The sequence below is a fragment of the Mycobacterium sp. pW045 genome, from assembly GCF_041287085.1.
In the GTDB taxonomy this organism is placed as follows: domain Bacteria; phylum Actinomycetota; class Actinomycetes; order Mycobacteriales; family Mycobacteriaceae; genus Mycobacterium; species Mycobacterium algericum_A.
In genome coordinates, this window is record NZ_JBGGKU010000001.1 from 405340 (window position 1) to 421322 (window position 15983).

Annotated in this window: 15 protein-coding genes; 6 read left to right on the forward strand and 9 right to left on the reverse strand. The window is 68.4% G+C overall.

Going from position 1 to position 15983, the window contains the following annotated elements; translation table 11 throughout:
- Positions 1 to 156: 156 nt before the first annotated feature.
- The gene (locus tag ACAG20_RS01820) at positions 157 to 2118 is read left to right on the forward strand and encodes a glycoside hydrolase family 15 protein (RefSeq protein ID WP_112684037.1); all 1962 of its coding nucleotides are present in this window, start codon (positions 157 to 159) and stop codon (positions 2116 to 2118) included.
- Positions 2119 to 2159: 41 nt separating this feature from the next.
- Here ACAG20_RS01820 and ACAG20_RS01825 read toward each other — a convergent pair whose 3' ends face one another.
- The 3 genes from ACAG20_RS01825 to ACAG20_RS01835 all read right to left on the reverse strand — a co-directional run bounded on the left by ACAG20_RS01825 (position 2160) and on the right by ACAG20_RS01835 (position 5487).
- Positions 2160 to 2915, reverse strand: a complete 756-nt coding sequence (locus tag ACAG20_RS01825; RefSeq protein WP_370491319.1) for a sensor domain-containing protein — start codon at positions 2913 to 2915, stop codon at positions 2160 to 2162.
- Between the two features lie 11 nt (positions 2916 to 2926).
- The gene (lepA, locus tag ACAG20_RS01830) at positions 2927 to 4783 is read right to left on the reverse strand and encodes a translation elongation factor 4 (protein ID WP_370491416.1); all 1857 of its coding nucleotides are present in this window, start codon (positions 4781 to 4783) and stop codon (positions 2927 to 2929) included.
- Positions 4784 to 4908: 125 nt separating this feature from the next.
- Positions 4909 to 5487 carry a hypothetical protein gene (locus tag ACAG20_RS01835; protein ID WP_370491320.1) on the reverse strand — a complete coding sequence of 193 codons (579 nt, stop codon included), beginning with the start codon at positions 5485 to 5487 and terminating at the stop codon, positions 4909 to 4911.
- A gap of 313 nt (positions 5488 to 5800) precedes the next feature.
- Here ACAG20_RS01835 and ACAG20_RS01840 point away from each other — a divergent pair, with 313 nt between their 5' ends.
- Positions 5801 to 6415 (forward strand): type II toxin-antitoxin system PemK/MazF family toxin, encoded by a 615-nt coding sequence (locus ACAG20_RS01840; protein ID WP_112684036.1) that lies wholly within the window; start codon positions 5801 to 5803, stop codon positions 6413 to 6415.
- Positions 6416 to 6437: 22 nt separating this feature from the next.
- Here ACAG20_RS01840 and ACAG20_RS01845 read toward each other — a convergent pair whose 3' ends face one another.
- A complete protein-coding gene (locus ACAG20_RS01845) occupies positions 6438 to 6866 on the reverse strand; it encodes a CBS domain-containing protein (RefSeq protein ID WP_370491321.1) in 429 nt (142 codons plus the stop codon).
- Between the two features lie 127 nt (positions 6867 to 6993).
- Between ACAG20_RS01845 and ACAG20_RS01850 the strand changes: the two genes are divergently transcribed.
- Together ACAG20_RS01850 and rpsT are read left to right on the forward strand one after the other, a co-directional pair.
- Entirely contained in the window at positions 6994 to 7851 is an 858-nt protein-coding gene (locus ACAG20_RS01850; protein ID WP_370491322.1) for a ribonuclease Z, read from the forward strand.
- A gap of 118 nt (positions 7852 to 7969) precedes the next feature.
- Positions 7970 to 8230: a 30S ribosomal protein S20 gene (gene rpsT, locus ACAG20_RS01855; RefSeq protein ID WP_112683998.1), complete on the forward strand. Its 261-nt coding sequence runs from the start codon at positions 7970 to 7972 to the stop codon at positions 8228 to 8230.
- Between the two features lie 73 nt (positions 8231 to 8303).
- On the opposite strand, the gene holA is transcribed toward rpsT, so the two are convergent.
- The 4 genes from holA to ACAG20_RS01875 all read right to left on the reverse strand — a co-directional run bounded on the left by holA (position 8304) and on the right by ACAG20_RS01875 (position 12327).
- Positions 8304 to 9266: a DNA polymerase III subunit delta gene (gene holA, locus ACAG20_RS01860; protein WP_370491323.1), complete on the reverse strand. Its 963-nt coding sequence runs from the start codon at positions 9264 to 9266 to the stop codon at positions 8304 to 8306.
- A 12-nt stretch (positions 9267 to 9278) separates the two neighbouring features.
- A complete protein-coding gene (locus tag ACAG20_RS01865; RefSeq protein WP_370491324.1) occupies positions 9279 to 10841 on the reverse strand; it encodes a ComEC/Rec2 family competence protein in 1563 nt (520 codons plus the stop codon).
- A 2-nt stretch (positions 10842 to 10843) separates the two neighbouring features.
- Complete coding sequence (locus ACAG20_RS01870) at positions 10844 to 11701, reverse strand: ComEA family DNA-binding protein (protein WP_370491325.1); 858 nt, start codon at positions 11699 to 11701, stop codon at positions 10844 to 10846.
- Positions 11702 to 11799: 98 nt separating this feature from the next.
- Positions 11800 to 12327, reverse strand: coding sequence for a DUF4352 domain-containing protein (locus ACAG20_RS01875; RefSeq protein WP_370491326.1), 528 nt, complete (start codon positions 12325 to 12327; stop codon positions 11800 to 11802).
- Between the two features lie 109 nt (positions 12328 to 12436).
- Here ACAG20_RS01875 and ACAG20_RS01880 point away from each other — a divergent pair, with 109 nt between their 5' ends.
- Both ACAG20_RS01880 and ACAG20_RS01885 read left to right on the forward strand, forming a co-directional pair.
- Positions 12437 to 13597, forward strand: a complete 1161-nt coding sequence (locus tag ACAG20_RS01880) for an acyl-CoA dehydrogenase family protein (protein WP_370491327.1) — start codon at positions 12437 to 12439, stop codon at positions 13595 to 13597.
- A 14-nt stretch (positions 13598 to 13611) separates the two neighbouring features.
- Positions 13612 to 14721 carry an acyl-CoA dehydrogenase family protein gene (locus tag ACAG20_RS01885; RefSeq protein ID WP_370491328.1) on the forward strand — a complete coding sequence of 370 codons (1110 nt, stop codon included), beginning with the start codon at positions 13612 to 13614 and terminating at the stop codon, positions 14719 to 14721.
- Positions 14722 to 14794: 73 nt separating this feature from the next.
- Here ACAG20_RS01885 and ACAG20_RS01890 read toward each other — a convergent pair whose 3' ends face one another.
- Complete coding sequence (locus ACAG20_RS01890; protein ID WP_370491417.1) at positions 14795 to 15979, reverse strand: enhanced intracellular survival protein Eis; 1185 nt, start codon at positions 15977 to 15979, stop codon at positions 14795 to 14797.
- Between the last annotated feature and the right edge of the window lie 4 nt (positions 15980 to 15983).

Here is a 15983-nt window from a genome sequence, read left to right on the forward strand (position 1 = left end):
CGCGGCGATCGCCGACACGGGGTGGGTCAGGTGGACTCACGGCAGGCCGCCAGCGATGATGTCGGAATGGTCCTGCACCCCCCGCCGGGCGATGCACCCGACAAGACCGCTCCCGAAGTCATCGGAGAAGCCCCCGATGCCCGTGTCGCGACCAAAATGACCCCGCCATTGTCGGCCACCGCGCCCGTGCCCTATTCGGCCGCCCCGGGGCAGGTCCGCAACTCGTTCCCCCCGATCGCCGACTACGCGTTTCTGTCGGACTGCGAAACGAACTGCCTGATCTCGGCGGCCGGCTCGGTGGAGTGGATGTGCGTGCCGCGGCCCGACTCCCCCAGCGTCTTCGGGTCGATCCTGGACCGCAGCGCCGGGCACTTTCGGCTCGGACCGTACGGGGTTTCGGTGCCCGCGGCGCGGCGTTACCTTCCCGGCAGTCCCATCATGGAGACCACCTGGCAGACCCATACCGGCTGGCTGATCGTGCGAGACGCGCTGGTGATGGGCAAGTGGCACGACATCGAGGCGCGGTCGCAGACCCACCGGCGCACCCCTACCGACTGGGACGCCGAGCACATCCTGTTGCGCACGGTGCGCTGCGTCAGCGGCACCGTCGAACTGACCATGAGCTGCGAGCCGGCTTTCGACTACCACCGCACCAGCGCCACCTGGGAGTACTCGGCCAACGCCTACGGCGAGGCGATCGCGCGGGCCCGGCAGAACCCGGACGCCCACCCGACACTGCGGTTGACGACGAACCTGCGACTGGGTCTGGAGGGCCGGGAGGCGCGGGCCCGAACCCGGCTGACCGAGGGCGACGACGTGTTCGTGGCGTTGAGCTGGTCCAGACACCCGGCACCGCAGACTTACGCCGAGGCCGCCGACAAGATGTGGAACACCACCGAGTGCTGGCGGCAGTGGATCAACATCGGCAACTTCCCCGACCATCCGTGGCGGGCCTACTTGCAGCGCAGCGCGCTGACGCTGAAGGGACTGACATATTCGCCGACTGGCGCCCTGCTGGCCGCAGCCACCACGTCGTTACCGGAAACCCCACAGGGCGAACGCAATTGGGATTACCGCTACGCCTGGGTGCGCGATTCGACTTTCGCATTGTGGGGGCTCTACACACTGGGCCTGGACCGCGAGGCCGACGATTTCTTCTCGTTCATTGCCGATGTGTCCGGCGCCAATAACGGCCAGCAGCGTCCGCTGCAAGTGATGTATGGCGTCGGCGGTGAACACGAACTCGCCGAAGAGGAACTGGAGCATCTGTCGGGCTACGACAACGCCCGCCCGGTGCGGATCGGCAACGGCGCCTACAACCAGCGCCAGCACGACATCTGGGGCACGATGCTCGACTCGGTGTATCTGCACGCCAAGTCCCGCGAGCAGATCCCCGAAACGCTGTGGCCGGTGCTCAAACGTCAGGTGGAGGAGGCGATCGCGCACTGGCGCGAGCCCGATCGCGGGATCTGGGAGGTGCGCGGCGAACCGCAGCACTTCACATCGTCGAAAGTGATGTGCTGGGTGGCGCTGGATCGTGGCTCGAAACTGGCCGAGTTGCAGGGCGAGGTCTCCTACGCCCGGCAGTGGCGGGTGATCGCCGAGGAGATCAAGGCCGACGTGCTGGCCAACGGGGTGGATTCGCGTGGCGTGCTGACGCAGAGTTACGGCAGCGATGCGCTGGACGCCTCACTGCTGCTGGTGGTGCTCACCCGGTTCTTGCCGGCCGACGATCCGCGGGTGCGTGCCACCGTGATGGCGATCGCCGAGGAACTCACCGAAGACGGCCTGGTGCTGCGTTACCGGACCGAGGAGACCGACGACGGACTATCCGGGACCGAGGGCACCTTCACGATCTGCTCGTTCTGGCTGGTCTCGGCGCTGGTGGAGATCGGAGAGGTCAGCCAGGCCAAGCATCTGTGCGAGCGACTGCTGTCGTTCGCCAGCCCGCTGCACCTTTATGCCGAGGAGATCGAGCCGCGCACCGGTCGGCACCTGGGCAACTTCCCACAGGCGTTCACCCACCTGGCGCTGATCAACGCCGTGGTGCACGTGATCCGCGCCGAGGAGGAGGCCGACTCCACCGGGGGTTTCCAGCCCGCGAACGCGCCTAACTAGGGGTCGTTTTCGCCGGGAGCGCGGGGGTCGCCCGGTCTGGGTCAGCCGCTCAGGTTGCGGACCTTGTCCAGCATCGCTCTGGCCAGGTCGGCCGCGGTGGTATCCCCGGCCGGTGGGGCGTCGGCATGGTCGTCCTCGCCGACGAACCAGAACACGTCGACGTCGACGATGCAGTTCACCAGGACCGCCACTGCGCGTGACACCCGCAGGCCCACCTCGCCGTCCACGGTGGTCCGTACGGTGGCGGTCAGTACCGTGTCGCCGATGGAGACGTCGACGATCTCGCCGCTGGCCTCGCCGCTGGCCTCGTCGCCGCGGGTCACCGTGACCCCGTCGCAGCGGCCCCATTGCTGCGTGAACTTCTCGAAGAGCGCGTCGGCGTCGGCCTGGGTGGCCAAGGCGATCACGGCCTCGCCGACCCCGGTCAGGGCCGAGTGCCCGGTGGTGGACGTGCTGTCCCAGAACTCGTGGGCGACATCCTGCACGCCGGCGGATTCGTAGACCGCCTGCTGTCCGCCCACCGCAGCACCGACGCAGTCTTCCGGGCCCGCGGTGTCCCAGGCATCGGGCAGACTGTCGACGCCGCCGAACCGTGGCGGCAGCGAGGGGTCGCTGCGGAAGGGCTGACCGATCAACTTCGCCAACTCTGCGTCGTCGAGCAACACCTGCCGGACCGCGATCCCGGTCACCGGCGTGGGCGCCAAACCCGGTGCCGGCCTGACGGTTCCGCTGACCACCGTGGTGCACCCGCTCGCCAACAGCGCCAGCGCCGCCGCACCGGCAGCGGTTCTGCCCACCCGGTTGGCCACTATTTCTTGGCTCTTTCCCCGGCGGTCCCGCCGCCATCGGTGGACAGTGCCGCGACGAACGCCTCCTGCGGCACGTCGACCCGACCGATGGTCTTCATCCGCTTCTTGCCTTCCTTCTGCTTTTCCAGCAGCTTGCGCTTACGGCTGATGTCACCGCCGTAGCACTTGGACAGCACGTCCTTCCGGATGGCCCGAATATTCTCCCGGGCAATGATTTTCGAGCCGATCGCGGCCTGCACCGGCACCTCGAACTGCTGGCGCGGAATCAGCTCTTTGAGCTTGGTGGTCATCTTGTTGCCATAGGCCGACGCCGAATCCTTGTGCACGATCGCACTGAAGGCGTCCACCGCCTCGCCCTGCAGCAGGATGTCGACCTTGACCAGATCGGCCTCCTGCTCGCCGGCCTCCTCGTAGTCCAGGCTGGCGTAGCCGCGGGTGCGTGACTTCAGCGAGTCGAAGAAGTCGAAGATGATCTCGCCCAACGGCATCTTGTAGCGCAACTCGACGCGTTCCGGCGACAGATAGTCCATGCCGCCCAGTTCACCGCGCCGGGACTGGCACAGTTCCATGATGGTGCCGACGAATTCGCTCGGCGCGATGATCGTCGTCTTGACCACGGGCTCGAAAACGGTGCGGATCTTGCCTTCCGGCCAGTCCGACGGGTTAGTGACGATCACCTCGGTGTTGTCTTCGCGAATCACCCGGTAGACGACGTTGGGTGAGGTGGAGATCAGATCGAGGTCGAATTCTCGCTCAAGGCGTTCCCGGGTGATCTCCATGTGCAGTAACCCCAGGAAGCCGCAGCGGAAGCCGAAACCCAGCGCCACCGAGGTCTCCGGCTCATAGGTCAGGGCGGCGTCGTTGAGCTGCAGCTTGTCCAGCGCATCACGCAGGTTCGGGTAGTCCGAGCCATCCACCGGATACAACCCGGAGTAGACCATCGGCTTGGGCTCGCGGTAACCGGTGAGCGCCTCGGTGGCGCCGCCCCGCGCGGTGGTGACGGTGTCGCCGACCTTGGACTGACGCACGTCCTTCACGCCGGTGATCAGGTAGCCGACCTCTCCGACGCCGAGCCCCTTGGTGGCCTTGGGTTCCGGGGAGACGATGCCGACTTCCAGCAACTCGTGGGTGGCGCCGGTGGACATCATCGCGATCTTCTCGCGCGGCATGATCTTGCCGTCGACGACGCGGACATAGGTGACAACGCCGCGGTAGATGTCATAGACGGAGTCGAAGATCATCGCCCGGGCGGGCGCATCGGCGTCGCCGGTGGGTGGGGGCATCTGCTTGACGACCTCGTCGAGCAGGTCGGCCACCCCTTCGCCGGTCTTGCCGGACACCTTGAGGACATCGCCGGGTTCGCAACCGATGATGTGGGCCAGTTCGGCGGCGTAGCGCTCCGGGTCGGCGGCAGGCAGGTCGATCTTGTTGAGCACCGGGATGATGGTCAGGTCACGGTCCAGCGCCAGGTACAGATTCGCCAGGGTCTGGGCCTCGATGCCCTGGGCGGCGTCGACCAACAGGATGGCGCCCTCGCAGGCCTCCAGCGCTCGGGACACCTCGTAGGTGAAGTCGACGTGTCCGGGGGTGTCGATCAGGTGCAGGACGAACTGTTCACCGTCGACCTCCCAGGGCAGCCGCACATTCTGCGCCTTGATGGTGATGCCGCGTTCCCGCTCGATGTCCATCCGGTCCAGGTACTGGGCGCGCATCGACCGGTCGTCGACGACGCCGGTCAGCTGCAGCATCCGATCGGCCAGAGTGGACTTGCCGTGGTCGATGTGGGCGATGATGCAGAAGTTCCGTATCTGCGCCGGCGCGGTGAAGGTCTGGTCGGCGAAGCTGCTGATGGGAATCTCCTGGTGAAGCGGTGGTGTGGCGGTGTGTGCCTACTGTCCTGTCAGGGTAGCGAGGCGACAGCCCCAAAACGAAACCCCCGGAGGCGGCGGCACCTCCGGGGGTTTGCGTTCTCAAGCAGCGATCACATGTCGAGCGCGCCCAATCCGAAGTACCCGAACAGGTCGGCCACGCCCGCCTGGAAGAAGTTGCCGAAGTCGGCGAAGAAGCCGTCACCGGCCAGACCATCGGCGATCCCGGCCTCGGAGCCGAACAGGTAATCGCCGGCGTCTGCGACGTCGATCTCGCCACCACCGGTCAGCAACGCGTACGTCAGCACGTTGCTGGCGTCGTAGAACTGCGTCAGCGCGCCGTTGAACAGGCTGTAGGAACCGGGGTCACTCGACATCTCGTCTTCCCAGTTCGGACCGAACAACATCGCCGCGAAGACCGGGTTTTCCGTCAGGTTCTCAGCGGAGATGGTGCTGAACGACAGCGGGTCCGCCAGCGTCGGCTCGCCCGCGGTGATGAGGTCACTGTCGACCCCCGACGCCGTGGCCTGGGCGCCGAAGAGCCAGTTCATCGACTGCACCTGGCCCAGCAGGATGTTGCTGAAGTCCGGCGGCGCGGGGGGGTCACCCGGGTCCGCGGCCGCCAGCGGCGCCAATGCGAATGCCGCGCCCGCTGCGAAAGCCCCAACCACGCCGATCTTGCGAATGTTCATAGCCCCATATGCCTTTCACGATGTCCAACCGGCGGGCCGTTTTGCCACCGCCGGATGCTCCCCCAGCACCGTCCGCTGCAAAGCCGTTCAAATCTAACAGATACCTGTGATTAAGCACAACTACCCGTTCACATAGCTGTGCGCCGGCGAGCGCTATTGCGAGATTTTCCCCAGGTAACTAAGGGGGAATAGTCGGTGTCGGCGAGTTCTTAGCTGCCCTAAGTCGGCGCGTCACATCGCGGTCGACGAACGCAGCCGAACGCACCGAACGCGGTACGCCGGCGCCCGACCCCGTTTCGCCTATGCTGCGAACATGGCTTCCCCGCGGAAGACACCATGGCAGACGGTGCAGCAATTCGCGGAGAACCTGGTGTTCAACGAAGCTCCACGGTTCCTCCGTCAGCTCGAACAGTCACCGCTGGTGCAGCAGCGCATCCAGCGGGGCATCGAGCAGGGCATCAAGATCGGCCTGGAAGTGCTGACCGGCACGGCGTCGGAACCGTCGCCGGCGATTCCGGCTGGCCGCCCGGTAACCAATAGCAGTGTCCCCACCGCACACCGCGCACGCCGCCTGGTGTACGCGCCCGATCTCAACGGCCGAGCCGACCCGGGCGAGATCGTCTGGACCTGGGTGGCCTATGAGGACAATCCGCGCGAAGGAAAGGACCGGCCGGTGCTGGTCGTCGGACGTGACCGCAGCATGCTGCTGGGACTGATGTTGTCCAGCCAGCCGCGCCACGCCGAGGACGCGAATTGGTTGGGCATCGGCGCGGGCAGTTGGGACGAAGCCCACCGGCTCAGCTGGGTACGGCTGGACCGGGTGCTCGACGTGCCCGAGGAGTCGATCCGGCGCGAGGGCGCCACCCTGGAACGCGCGGTGTTCGACGTGGTGGCCGCGCGGTTGCGTAGCGACTACGCGTGGAGCTGAGCCCTGCGGGGTGCGGGATCCGCTATCCCTGGCTGATGTAGGAGCGCAGCTGCGCGTGCTCGGCCTGCAACTCCTCCATCCGCGACTTGACGACGTCGCCGATGCTGACGATCCCGGCCAGCCGGCCGTCTTCAAGCACCGGTATGTGGCGCGCCCGGTGCTCGGTCATCAGCATGCTGACCTCGTCGGCGGTGTCGGATTTGGTGCAGGTCGCCACCAACCGGGTCATGATCGCCGACACCGGCCGCGCCAGCAGGCTGGCGCCGTGGACGTGCAGTTGCCGAACCACGTCACGCTCGGAGGCCACCCCCTCCAGGCCATCGGTTCCGATCACGACCATGGCGCCGATGTTGTGCTCGGCCAATCCCGCCAGCAACTCCATGACGGTGGCATCCGGATGGATGGTCACCACCGCCGCGCCCTTGTTCCGCAATACGTCCGCGATCCGCATAGAAGCCTCCCGCCGCAGTGATCTGCTTCACACCAGGCTAGGCCATTTTGCCCGGTCGGGGGGCGGCGATGCCCAAACTCTGTCAATCAGCCAGCGGCGGACGGAGTTGTGTGGCATATGTGACGTCATGACGATCGAGATCACCCTGCTGGGCACCGGAAGCCCGATCCCCGACCCCAACCGTGCCGGTCCCTCGACCCTGATCCGGGCCGGCGGCCAGGCGCTGCTGGTCGACTGCGGACGCGGGGTGTTGCAGCGGCTGGCCGCTGCGGGCGCGTCGGCCAACACGCTGTCCGCGCTGCTGCTCACCCACCTGCACAGTGACCACATCGCCGACCTCGGCGACCTGTTGATCACCCGGTGGGTCACCACGTTCACCCCCGACCCCGCGCCGCTGCCGATCATCGGGCCGCCGGGTACCGCCGATGTCGTGGCGGCGATGCTGCAGGCGTTCGGCCATGACATCGGCTACCGCATCGCCCACCACGACGACCTGACCGCCCCGCCCCCGGTCGACGTGCAGGAACACACCGCCGGCCAGGTCTGGGATCGCGACGGCGTGCGGATCACCGTGGCGCCCACTGACCACCGGCCCGTGACACCGACCATCGGGTTCCGCATCGAGCACACCGACGCGTCGGGAACCGCCTCGGTGGTCATGGCCGGCGACACCGTGCCCTGCGACAGCCTCGACCAGCTGGCCGCCGGCGCCGACGCGCTGGTTCACACCGTGATTCGAAGCGACCTCATCGCTGCGCTGCCGCAGCAGCGGATCCGCGACATCTGCGACTATCACTCCTCGGTCGCCCAAGCCGGCGCCACCGCCCGGCGCGCCGGAGTCGGCACGCTGGTGCTGACCCATTACGTGCCCGCGATCGCCCCCGGGCAAGAGGAAGAGTGGCGGGCGTTGGCGGCCGCGGAGTTCGATGGGCCGATCGAGCTCGGCGACGACCTGCACCGCGTCGACGTGGTCGCAAGAGGCTGAGCACAGCGGCCACAGTTGAGCCAAGTTGGGGAGTTGACCGGCCAGCTGGTAATCTGAACAGCCGTTGCCCCCACGTCGGGAGGCGAACCCAACCAAGCTTTTAAGAAGGAACTACTTCGTGGCCAACATCAAGTCGCAGGTCAAGCGCAACCGGACCAACGAGCGCGCCCGGCTGCGCAACCAGTCGGTGAAGTCGGCGGTGCGCACCGCGATCCGCGCCTTCCGTGAGGCAGCCGAGGCCGGCGACAAGGAAAAGGCCAGCGAGCTGTTGCTGTCGACCGGCCGGAAGCTCGACAAGGCCGCCAGCAAGGGCGTGATCCACAAGAACCAGGCCGCCAACAAGAAGTCGGCACTGGCTCGGGCTCTCAACAAGCTCTGATCCACTCGCGAACAGTCGCAAAAGCCCCCGTTCCGGTCGGAATTCGGGGGCTTTCGCGACTGTTCGGCGCTCCTCAGCGGGCGGCCAGTTCGGCGACCTTGCGCACCGCTGCCTCCAGCGCGTAGTCGGCGTCGGCTGCGGCGCCCTTGACGTCCGCGTTCAGGCCCGCCACCAGCCGCACCGCGGCGGCGACCGATTCCTGCGACCAATGCCGGGCCTGTTTCTGTGCCCGCTGCACCCGCCAGGGCGGCATGCCCAACTCGCCGGCCAACCGGTAGGGGTCTCCGGATTTGGGCCGCACCCGGGCGATGGTGTGGATCGCCTCGGCCAGCGCGTCGGCCAGCACCACGTGCGGCTCGCCGCGGATCATCGCCCATCGCAGCGCCTCGGTGGCGCCTTCGACATCCCCGACGACCGCCCGATCGGCGACGTCGAAGCCCTTCACCTCGGCTTTGCCGCTGTGGTAGCGGCGCACCGCGACGGCGTCGACATGCCCGCCGGTGTCGGCAACCAGCTGTGAGCAGGCCGCGGCGAGCTCGCGGATGTCGGAGCCGACCGCGTCGAGCAGCGCCGTGACGCAGGCGTCGTCAACCCGGACCTTGAGCCGGCGGAACTCGGCGCGGACGAAGTCGGCGCGTTCGGTGGCCTTGGTGATGCGGGCGCACGGATGCACCTCAGCGCCGAGCTGCCGCAGCTGACCGGCCAGCGCCTTGGCCCGTCCCCCGCCGGAATGCACCACGACCAGCACGGTGCCCGGCGGGACGTCGGCGGCCGTCGCGCCGATGAGATTCACCGCATCCTTGCCGGCCTCGCCGGCGGCTTCCAACACCACCACACGCTCATCGGCGAACAGCGACGGGCTCAGCAGTTCGGCCAGTTCGCCGGCGTCGACCTCGCCGGCCCGCAACCGGTCAACCGGGATGTCGGCACTGCCGGCCTGAGCCCGCACCGCCGCCAGCACCTGCGCGACGGCCCGTTCGACCAGCAGTTCCTCGTCACCGAGGATCAGGTGTAGCGGCGAAACCGGTTGGCTCACCCGCCAATCGTGTCACGCAGCCCCGACAACCGCCCAGCCGGTCAACACCTCCGTGACCGACCACGCCAGCAGGCATACGACCAGGGCGGCCAGCATCCGCCGACAGCACCGCCAGCGCCAACAGCGCACGATCGCGACGGCAGCGGCGCCGACGCCGAATACCCCGGCCGCGCCGGCCGGCACGGGCACGGTGGCGGCGGGGACCGCGGCGGTCCAGTGGGCGACGTGGCCCAGCCACCACAGTTCGGGGCCGGTGAACCGGATCAGCAGTTCGGCGGCCGCCGGCCACCACCCGCACAACGCCGCCGCCGCACTGCCCAGCACGGTGATGGGCGCGACGAGCGCCGCGACCGCGAGGTTGGCGAGCGTGCTGACCAGGCTGAGCCGGCCGGAGATCCCGGCGATCAGCGGCGCGGTGACCAGGTTTGCCGCCCATGCCACGGCCACCGCGGCAGCCAAGGGTTCGGGCCAGCCGCGCGCCACCAGCCGAGCCGACCACACCGGCGCGATGAGCACCAATGCCGCAGTTGCCACCACTGACAGGGCGAAGCCGACGTCGACGGCCAACTGCGGGGCCAGTGCGAGCAGCACCAGCACGCTGGCGGCCAGACTCGGAATCGCTTGCCGTCGTCGCGCCGACAGCACGCCCAGCAGCGCGATCGCCCCCATCACCGCCGCCCGCACCACACTGGCCGTCGGTTGCACCACGATGACGAACCCCAGCAACGCGACCCCGGCCAGCACCGCTGCAGCACGCGGCCCGACCAGCCGCGCCGAAAACAACACCGCGCCACAGACGATGGTGACGTTGGCGCCGGAGACCGCCATCAGGTGCGTCAAGCCCGCGGCCCGGAACTCTCGCCCGGTCGCGGCGGTGATCGCCGAGGTGTCCCCGAGCACCAGCGCGGGCAGCATCCGGGATTGTTCACCGGGCAGTACCCGCGCGGCAGCGGCCGCGAACCGCGCGCGCACCTGATGTGCAGTCCGCGCGACCAGTCCGGGATCGCCCCACGTCGGCTCGCCGGTGGCGGTCAGCACCGCCGCCGTCAAGTCACGACGCGCCGGGCGGGCGATCTTGGCACGGAACGCCACAGACCGGCCCACCATTACGTCACCGAATTCCATGTTGGACGCGAAAACCACTACCCTGCCCGAGGATTCGGCACCATCGAGATACTGCAGGGTGGCCCGGAACAGCAGCCGGCGGGCGCCGGCCGGCAGTGGACTCTCGCTGGGGGTGACCGTGACCGGGGCGGTGCGGCCGAATGCTGCGGTGATCGGGTGGTGGCTGAGCGACTCGGTGCGCAGCGCGACGGCCCAGCCGAACCCCACCCCCACCGTTGACGCCGCCGCCAGGACCGCTCCAGCCAGCCGATACCCGGGCCGCCGCGTGCGCCCGCCATACCGCCACAGCAGCGCCGACAAGACGCCGATCAGTGCGCACAGCGCCGCCAACGTGCCGCCGATCTGCCACTGGATGCCGGCGGCGGTTACCGCCCAGCCGGTCAGGGCCGCCGGCACCAACCGAACGTCCAGCCGGGCCGCCGGCGGTGCGGGGGCCGGTGGCTGGGCCACCGTCAGACACGCACCAGGGCACGCAGCTTCGCCAGCCGCGCCGGGCCGATCCCGTCGACATCGCCGAGTTGGTCCACGTCGGCGAACTTGCCGTGGGCTTCCCGCCAGGCCACGATGGCTGCCGCGGTCACCGGCCCGACGCCGGGCAGGGCATCGAGCTGTTCCACGGTCGCGGTGTTGAGGTTGACCGGCTCGCCGCTTTTGGGCTCGGGTTTGGTCGCCGGCGCCGTCGCCGTGGGCGCGGTGCTGCTGCGGGGAGCCTCCGGTGGCGGCGATGCCGCACCGACGGAGCTGCCGAGTACCGGCGGTCCGGCCGGCGGCGCCAGACCGACCACGATCTGTTCGCCGTCCACCACCGGACGGGCCAGGTTCAACCCGATGGTGTCCGCACCGTCGAGCGCCCCGCCGGCGGCGGTGAGCGCATCGGCGATCCGGGAGCCGGGTGACAACGTCGCCAACCCCGGCTTGTGGACCAAGCCCACCACGCTGACCACCACCTGATCTGCGACCGGCGCAGGATCTGCCGATGATTCCGCGGTCTGCGGGCTGGCAGTCGAAACCATCTCCACTGGAGGAAGTTTGGCGCTGAGCACCGGCGCGGGCCGGTCGCGGACCACCGTGAACACGGTGATGAGCACCGCGACCGCCGCGATCACCGCCAGGGCGATCGCACCGGCGCGGCCCGGATCAGCCCGCACCTTGGCGAGCCAACCGACGTCCGTGGCGTCGGGCAGCCAGCGCGGCAGCAGCGAGTTCGGGTCGGCCTCGTCAGCGGGCTCTGGGGTTTCCTCGGCGCGGTCGGATGCGGGCAGCAGGCCGAGCCGCCGCTGCAGGCGCTCGCCGGGTGGTTCTGGTGCCATGCGCCGACGGTAGATGCCGGCCCCGGCGGCCCACCCGGTCCAGCGCCGGGTGCGGCTCGCGACTGTGGATCAACGCGCCACTGTGCAGCAAGCCGCTGCTACGGGTTCAACCACTCGCCGACGTCCTGGGAGATGCCCGAGGACGGTGAGTAACGCACCTTCTTCGCGGTGACCCCCGCGGGCAGCGCGAACACGACGCAACCGGTGCTCGAGGAACCGGCGGCGATCAGGAACCAGCCGTACCCGACGTCCTGGCACTCGGTCACGGTGGCGAAATCGGCCTGGTAGTCGTGCTCGTCCGAACCGACCACCGAGACATCGCTGTTGCTGTTGCCGACGATGGTCGTCGTTCCGGTGTTCTCGATCCGCAGTTTGGTCGCGACGTAGGTCTTGCCGGCCTCGCCCCAGCCGTTGGGGACGGTGGCGGGGTCGATGACCTCGGTCAACGTCACAGCGATCTGCTGCCCGCCGATCCGCATCAGGTCCAGCGTCTGGCCGATGTGCGCCGCCGGTTTGGCGGCCGGCGACTGCGACGGGCCCGGCGCCGGTTCGGCGGGCTTGGCCGGTTCCGCCGAACACGACACCGCCGACAACAGGACCCACAGCGCGAACAACGACCGCCTCATGCGGTCAAGCCTACAAAAACGCACGATAGCGGCCTTGTGGACCGGCCATGGCGGGTTCGGATTAGGGTGCATACCAGTCTGCGTTTCCATCCCGACCCAGGAGTCCGCCGTGCAACTGGCACTCACCGACGAAGAATCCGCATTCCGCGACGAACTGCGTACCTTTTTCACCTCCGAGATCCCCGCCGAGATCCGGGAGCGCAGCCGGCGGGGCGAGTCGATCTTTCCCGACGACATCGTCACCAGCCAGCGGATTCTCAACGCCCACGGTCTGGCGGTGCCCAACTGGCCGACTGAGTGGGGCGGCAAGGACTGGACGCTGACCCAGCACCAGATCTGGCTCGACGAGATGCAGTTGGCATCGGTGCCCGAACCGCTGACCTTCAACGCCAAGATGGTCGGACCGGTGATCGCCGAATTCGGTTCCCAGGCAATCAAGGAACGCTTCCTGCCTGCTACCGCCAACCTGGACATCTGGTGGTGCCAGGGCTTTTCCGAACCCGATGCCGGCTCCGATCTGGCAAGCCTGCGCACCACGGCGGTGCGCGACGGCGACAGCTACATCGTGAACGGCCAGAAGACCTGGACCACGCTCGGCCAGTACGCCGACTGGATCTTCTGCCTGGTGCGCACCGACCCGCAAGCACCCAAGAAGCAGGCCGGGATCTCGTTCCTGCTCTTCGAGGTGTCCACGCCGGGTGTCACCATGCGACCGATCAAGCTCATCGATGGCGGCTACGAGGTCAACGAGGTGTTCTTCTCCGACGTGCGGGTGCCCGCCGATCAGCTCGTCGGCAAGGAGAACCACGGCTGGACCTACGCAAAGTTCCTGCTCGGCAACGAGCGCACCGGAATCGCCGGGGTGACTCGCACCAAAGTCCGACTCGCCGAGGTCAAGGAGCGCGCCAAGGAGCTCGGCGCACTCGACGACCCGCTGTTCGCAGCGCGAGTCGCCGAGACCGAGAATGACTTGCTGGCACTGGAACTCACCCAGATGCGGGTGTCGAGCGACTCGGCGGACGGCAAGCCCAGCCCGGCGTCCTCGGTGCTCAAACTGCGCGGCAGCCAGCTGCAGCAGGCCGTCACCGAATTGTTCGTCGAGCTGGCCGGCCCCGACGCGCTGCCGTACCAGGCGGGTGAGGGCATCGCGTCACCGGAGTGGGCGCAGCACGCCGCGCCGACCTACCTGAACTACCGCAAGACATCGATCTACGGCGGCAGCAACGAGGTGCAGCGCACCATCATCGCGTCCACCATTCTCGGCCTGTAGGAGGTACGACGGTCATGGACTTTCAACTCAGCGACGAGCAGGTTCTGCTGCGCGACACCACCCGTTCGATGCTGTCGGGCTACGACACCGAGACCCGCAACGACGTCATTGAGGCCGACCCCGGATTCAACCCACAGGTTTGGAAACAGCTGGCCGACACCGGGATTCTCGGTCTGGGATTCGACCCGGACGAATCCGGCCCGCTGGAGATCATGGTGGTGCTCACCGAGATGGGCCGGCGGCTGGCACCTGAGCCGGTCATCCACGGCGCGCTCGGACCTGGCGCGCTGATCGCCGAACGAGGCACTGCCGAGCAACGGGAACTGCTCGACGCCGTCGCCTCGGGCGAACAGATCCTGGCGTTCGCCCACGCCGAGCCGGGGATGCGCGGCGTGGCTGCCCAGGTCTCCACCACCGCGGTGCGGCAAGGAGATTCGTGGGTGTTGAGCGGGCGCAAGAACCCCGTACTGACCGGGGACCGCGCCGACACGCTGGTGGTCAGCGCCGCCCTTCCGGACGGTGGGACCGGGCTGTTTGTGGTCGACGGCAGCGCCGACGGCCTAGCCCGCCAGCCCTACCGGACCTTCGACGGCCAGCGCGGCGCCCAACTCGACCTGGACAATGCGCCGGGCAGCCCGCTCGGCGAGGCGACCGACGCCACCGGGGCCATCGAGCACGCAATGATCCGGATCTCCTCGGCGGTGTGCGCCGAGGCGGTCGGCGCGATGGAAGAGGCACTGCGGCTCACCACCGATTACCTCAAGACACGCAAGCAGTTCGGGGTGACACTCAACACCTTCCAGACTCTGACCCAGCGTGCCGCCGACATGTACGTGTCGCTGGAACTGGCCCGCAGCATGAGCCTCTACGCGGCCATGTCGATCGCCGACGGCAACCTCGACCCGGTGATCGCGGCACGCACCAAGCTGCAGATCGGCCGGTCCGGGCGGCATATCGCCCAGGAGGCCATCCAGTTGCACGGCGGAATCGGGGTGACCTGGGAATACCCGGTAGGCCACCTGGCGGCCCGGCTCACCGCGATCGAACAGACGCTGGGCTCATCGCAGGATCAGCTGCACGTGCTGATGGACAACCTGGGCAGCTACGACCTGGCCAAGCTGTAGGTTCGCTCGCATCGCGAGCGTGCGTGCTCCCGGGGTGTCGGGCCGGAGACACGCCCGCTCGCCGCAGGGCGGACTAGAAGAAGAATCCCAGCTGAGCCGGGACGTCGCTGACGAAGGCGGCGTCCAGCCGGCTCACCACGGCCTCGTCGTCGCACCGCAGCCGGCCGGCCCTGGCCATCACCGACGCCCGGTGCACGCCCAGATACAGCATGCCCAGCACGTCGAGATCCAGTTCGACGTCGACCGGCGCCTCGGTGCGCACACAGCTTGCCTGCCCGTCGCGTACCGTCAACGCGAAACGCCCGCCATCGCTACGGAATCCGTCGTTCAGCTGCAGGACAACGGACAGCTCACAGGCGTAGCGGCGAGCCTGCAACACGGTCGGGACGTCCATCGCGCGCAGCCACATGTGGTCCTTGCGGCCGGTGGTGCGCGCCAGCCGGGTATCGGTCAGCAGGTACGGCAGCGGATCGTCCGGATAGGTGCCGATGGCGACTTCCTGAATCAGATCCAGCCCCAGCAGCGCGCGCCACAGCGCCGCGTGCGCCTCGGCGCTCACCGCCCGGAACTCCTCGACCCGCGCCGTCTTCGGGTGCTCACCGTGCACCCGGTACAGCGCGTAACCGTCGGGATGCAGCAGCGCGAACAGCGCGGTGCCGCCGGCCCGCTCCTCCGGCCGGTCGGCGAGCAGCTCGTTCCAGAGCGGCTGTGGGCGCCGCAGACCTCCCGGAGTGGTGACGCGCCACCGGTCATAGATCGCGGCGAAGTCGCCGCCACACTCAGCGGTCTCGACCAGCCGCACACCCCCGGGGTCGGGAGCGTCGGCGTGCAGCACCGCGAATCGCCGATCCACGCTCAGCCCGTGATCGATGGTCGCCGGGCCGTAACCGAACCGGCCGTAGATCCCGCCCTCGCTGGCCGTCAGCGCTGCGATCGGATAGCCGGCATCGGCTATGCGGCGGTGCAACTCGTCGTACATCGCCCGCAGCACCCCGCGCCGGCGGTGGGTCGGCGCCACCACCACGCCGCTGATCCCGGCGGCCGGCAGGATCCCCCCGCCGGGAACGGTCAGACGCAAATCGAGATAGAACGCCACACCGATCACCGTGGCCCCCTCGCAGGCCACCACCGTGGCGCCGGCCGGCACCAGGTCGCGGAAGGCGGCAAGGCCGTCAGGATGGTGGACCGTCCCGAAGCCGGTGTCTTCCAACAACACGATTGCCGGCCAGTCGCCGTCGGTCGCGGTACGCACGTGCACGCCG

Bases quoted from the DNA above. Each gene is read 5' to 3' on its own strand.
- ACAG20_RS01820 (WP_112684037.1), top strand. From the start codon at position 157: ATGACCCCGCCATTGTCGGCCACCGCGCCCGTGCCCTATTCGGCCGCC.
- ACAG20_RS01835 (WP_370491320.1), bottom strand. From the start codon at position 5,487: ATGAACATTCGCAAGATCGGCGTGGTTGGGGCTTTCGCAGCGGGCGCG.
- ACAG20_RS01850 (WP_370491322.1), top strand. From the start codon at position 6,994: ATGACGATCGAGATCACCCTGCTGGGCACCGGAAGCCCGATCCCCGAC.
- ACAG20_RS01870 (WP_370491325.1), bottom strand. From the start codon at position 11,701: ATGGCACCAGAACCACCCGGCGAGCGCCTGCAGCGGCGGCTCGGCCTG.
- ACAG20_RS01845 (WP_370491321.1), bottom strand. From the start codon at position 6,866: ATGCGGATCGCGGACGTATTGCGGAACAAGGGCGCGGCGGTGGTGACC.
- ACAG20_RS01840 (WP_112684036.1), top strand. From the start codon at position 5,801: ATGGCTTCCCCGCGGAAGACACCATGGCAGACGGTGCAGCAATTCGCG.
- ACAG20_RS01875 (WP_370491326.1), bottom strand. From the start codon at position 12,327: ATGAGGCGGTCGTTGTTCGCGCTGTGGGTCCTGTTGTCGGCGGTGTCG.
- ACAG20_RS01885 (WP_370491328.1), top strand. From the start codon at position 13,612: ATGGACTTTCAACTCAGCGACGAGCAGGTTCTGCTGCGCGACACCACC.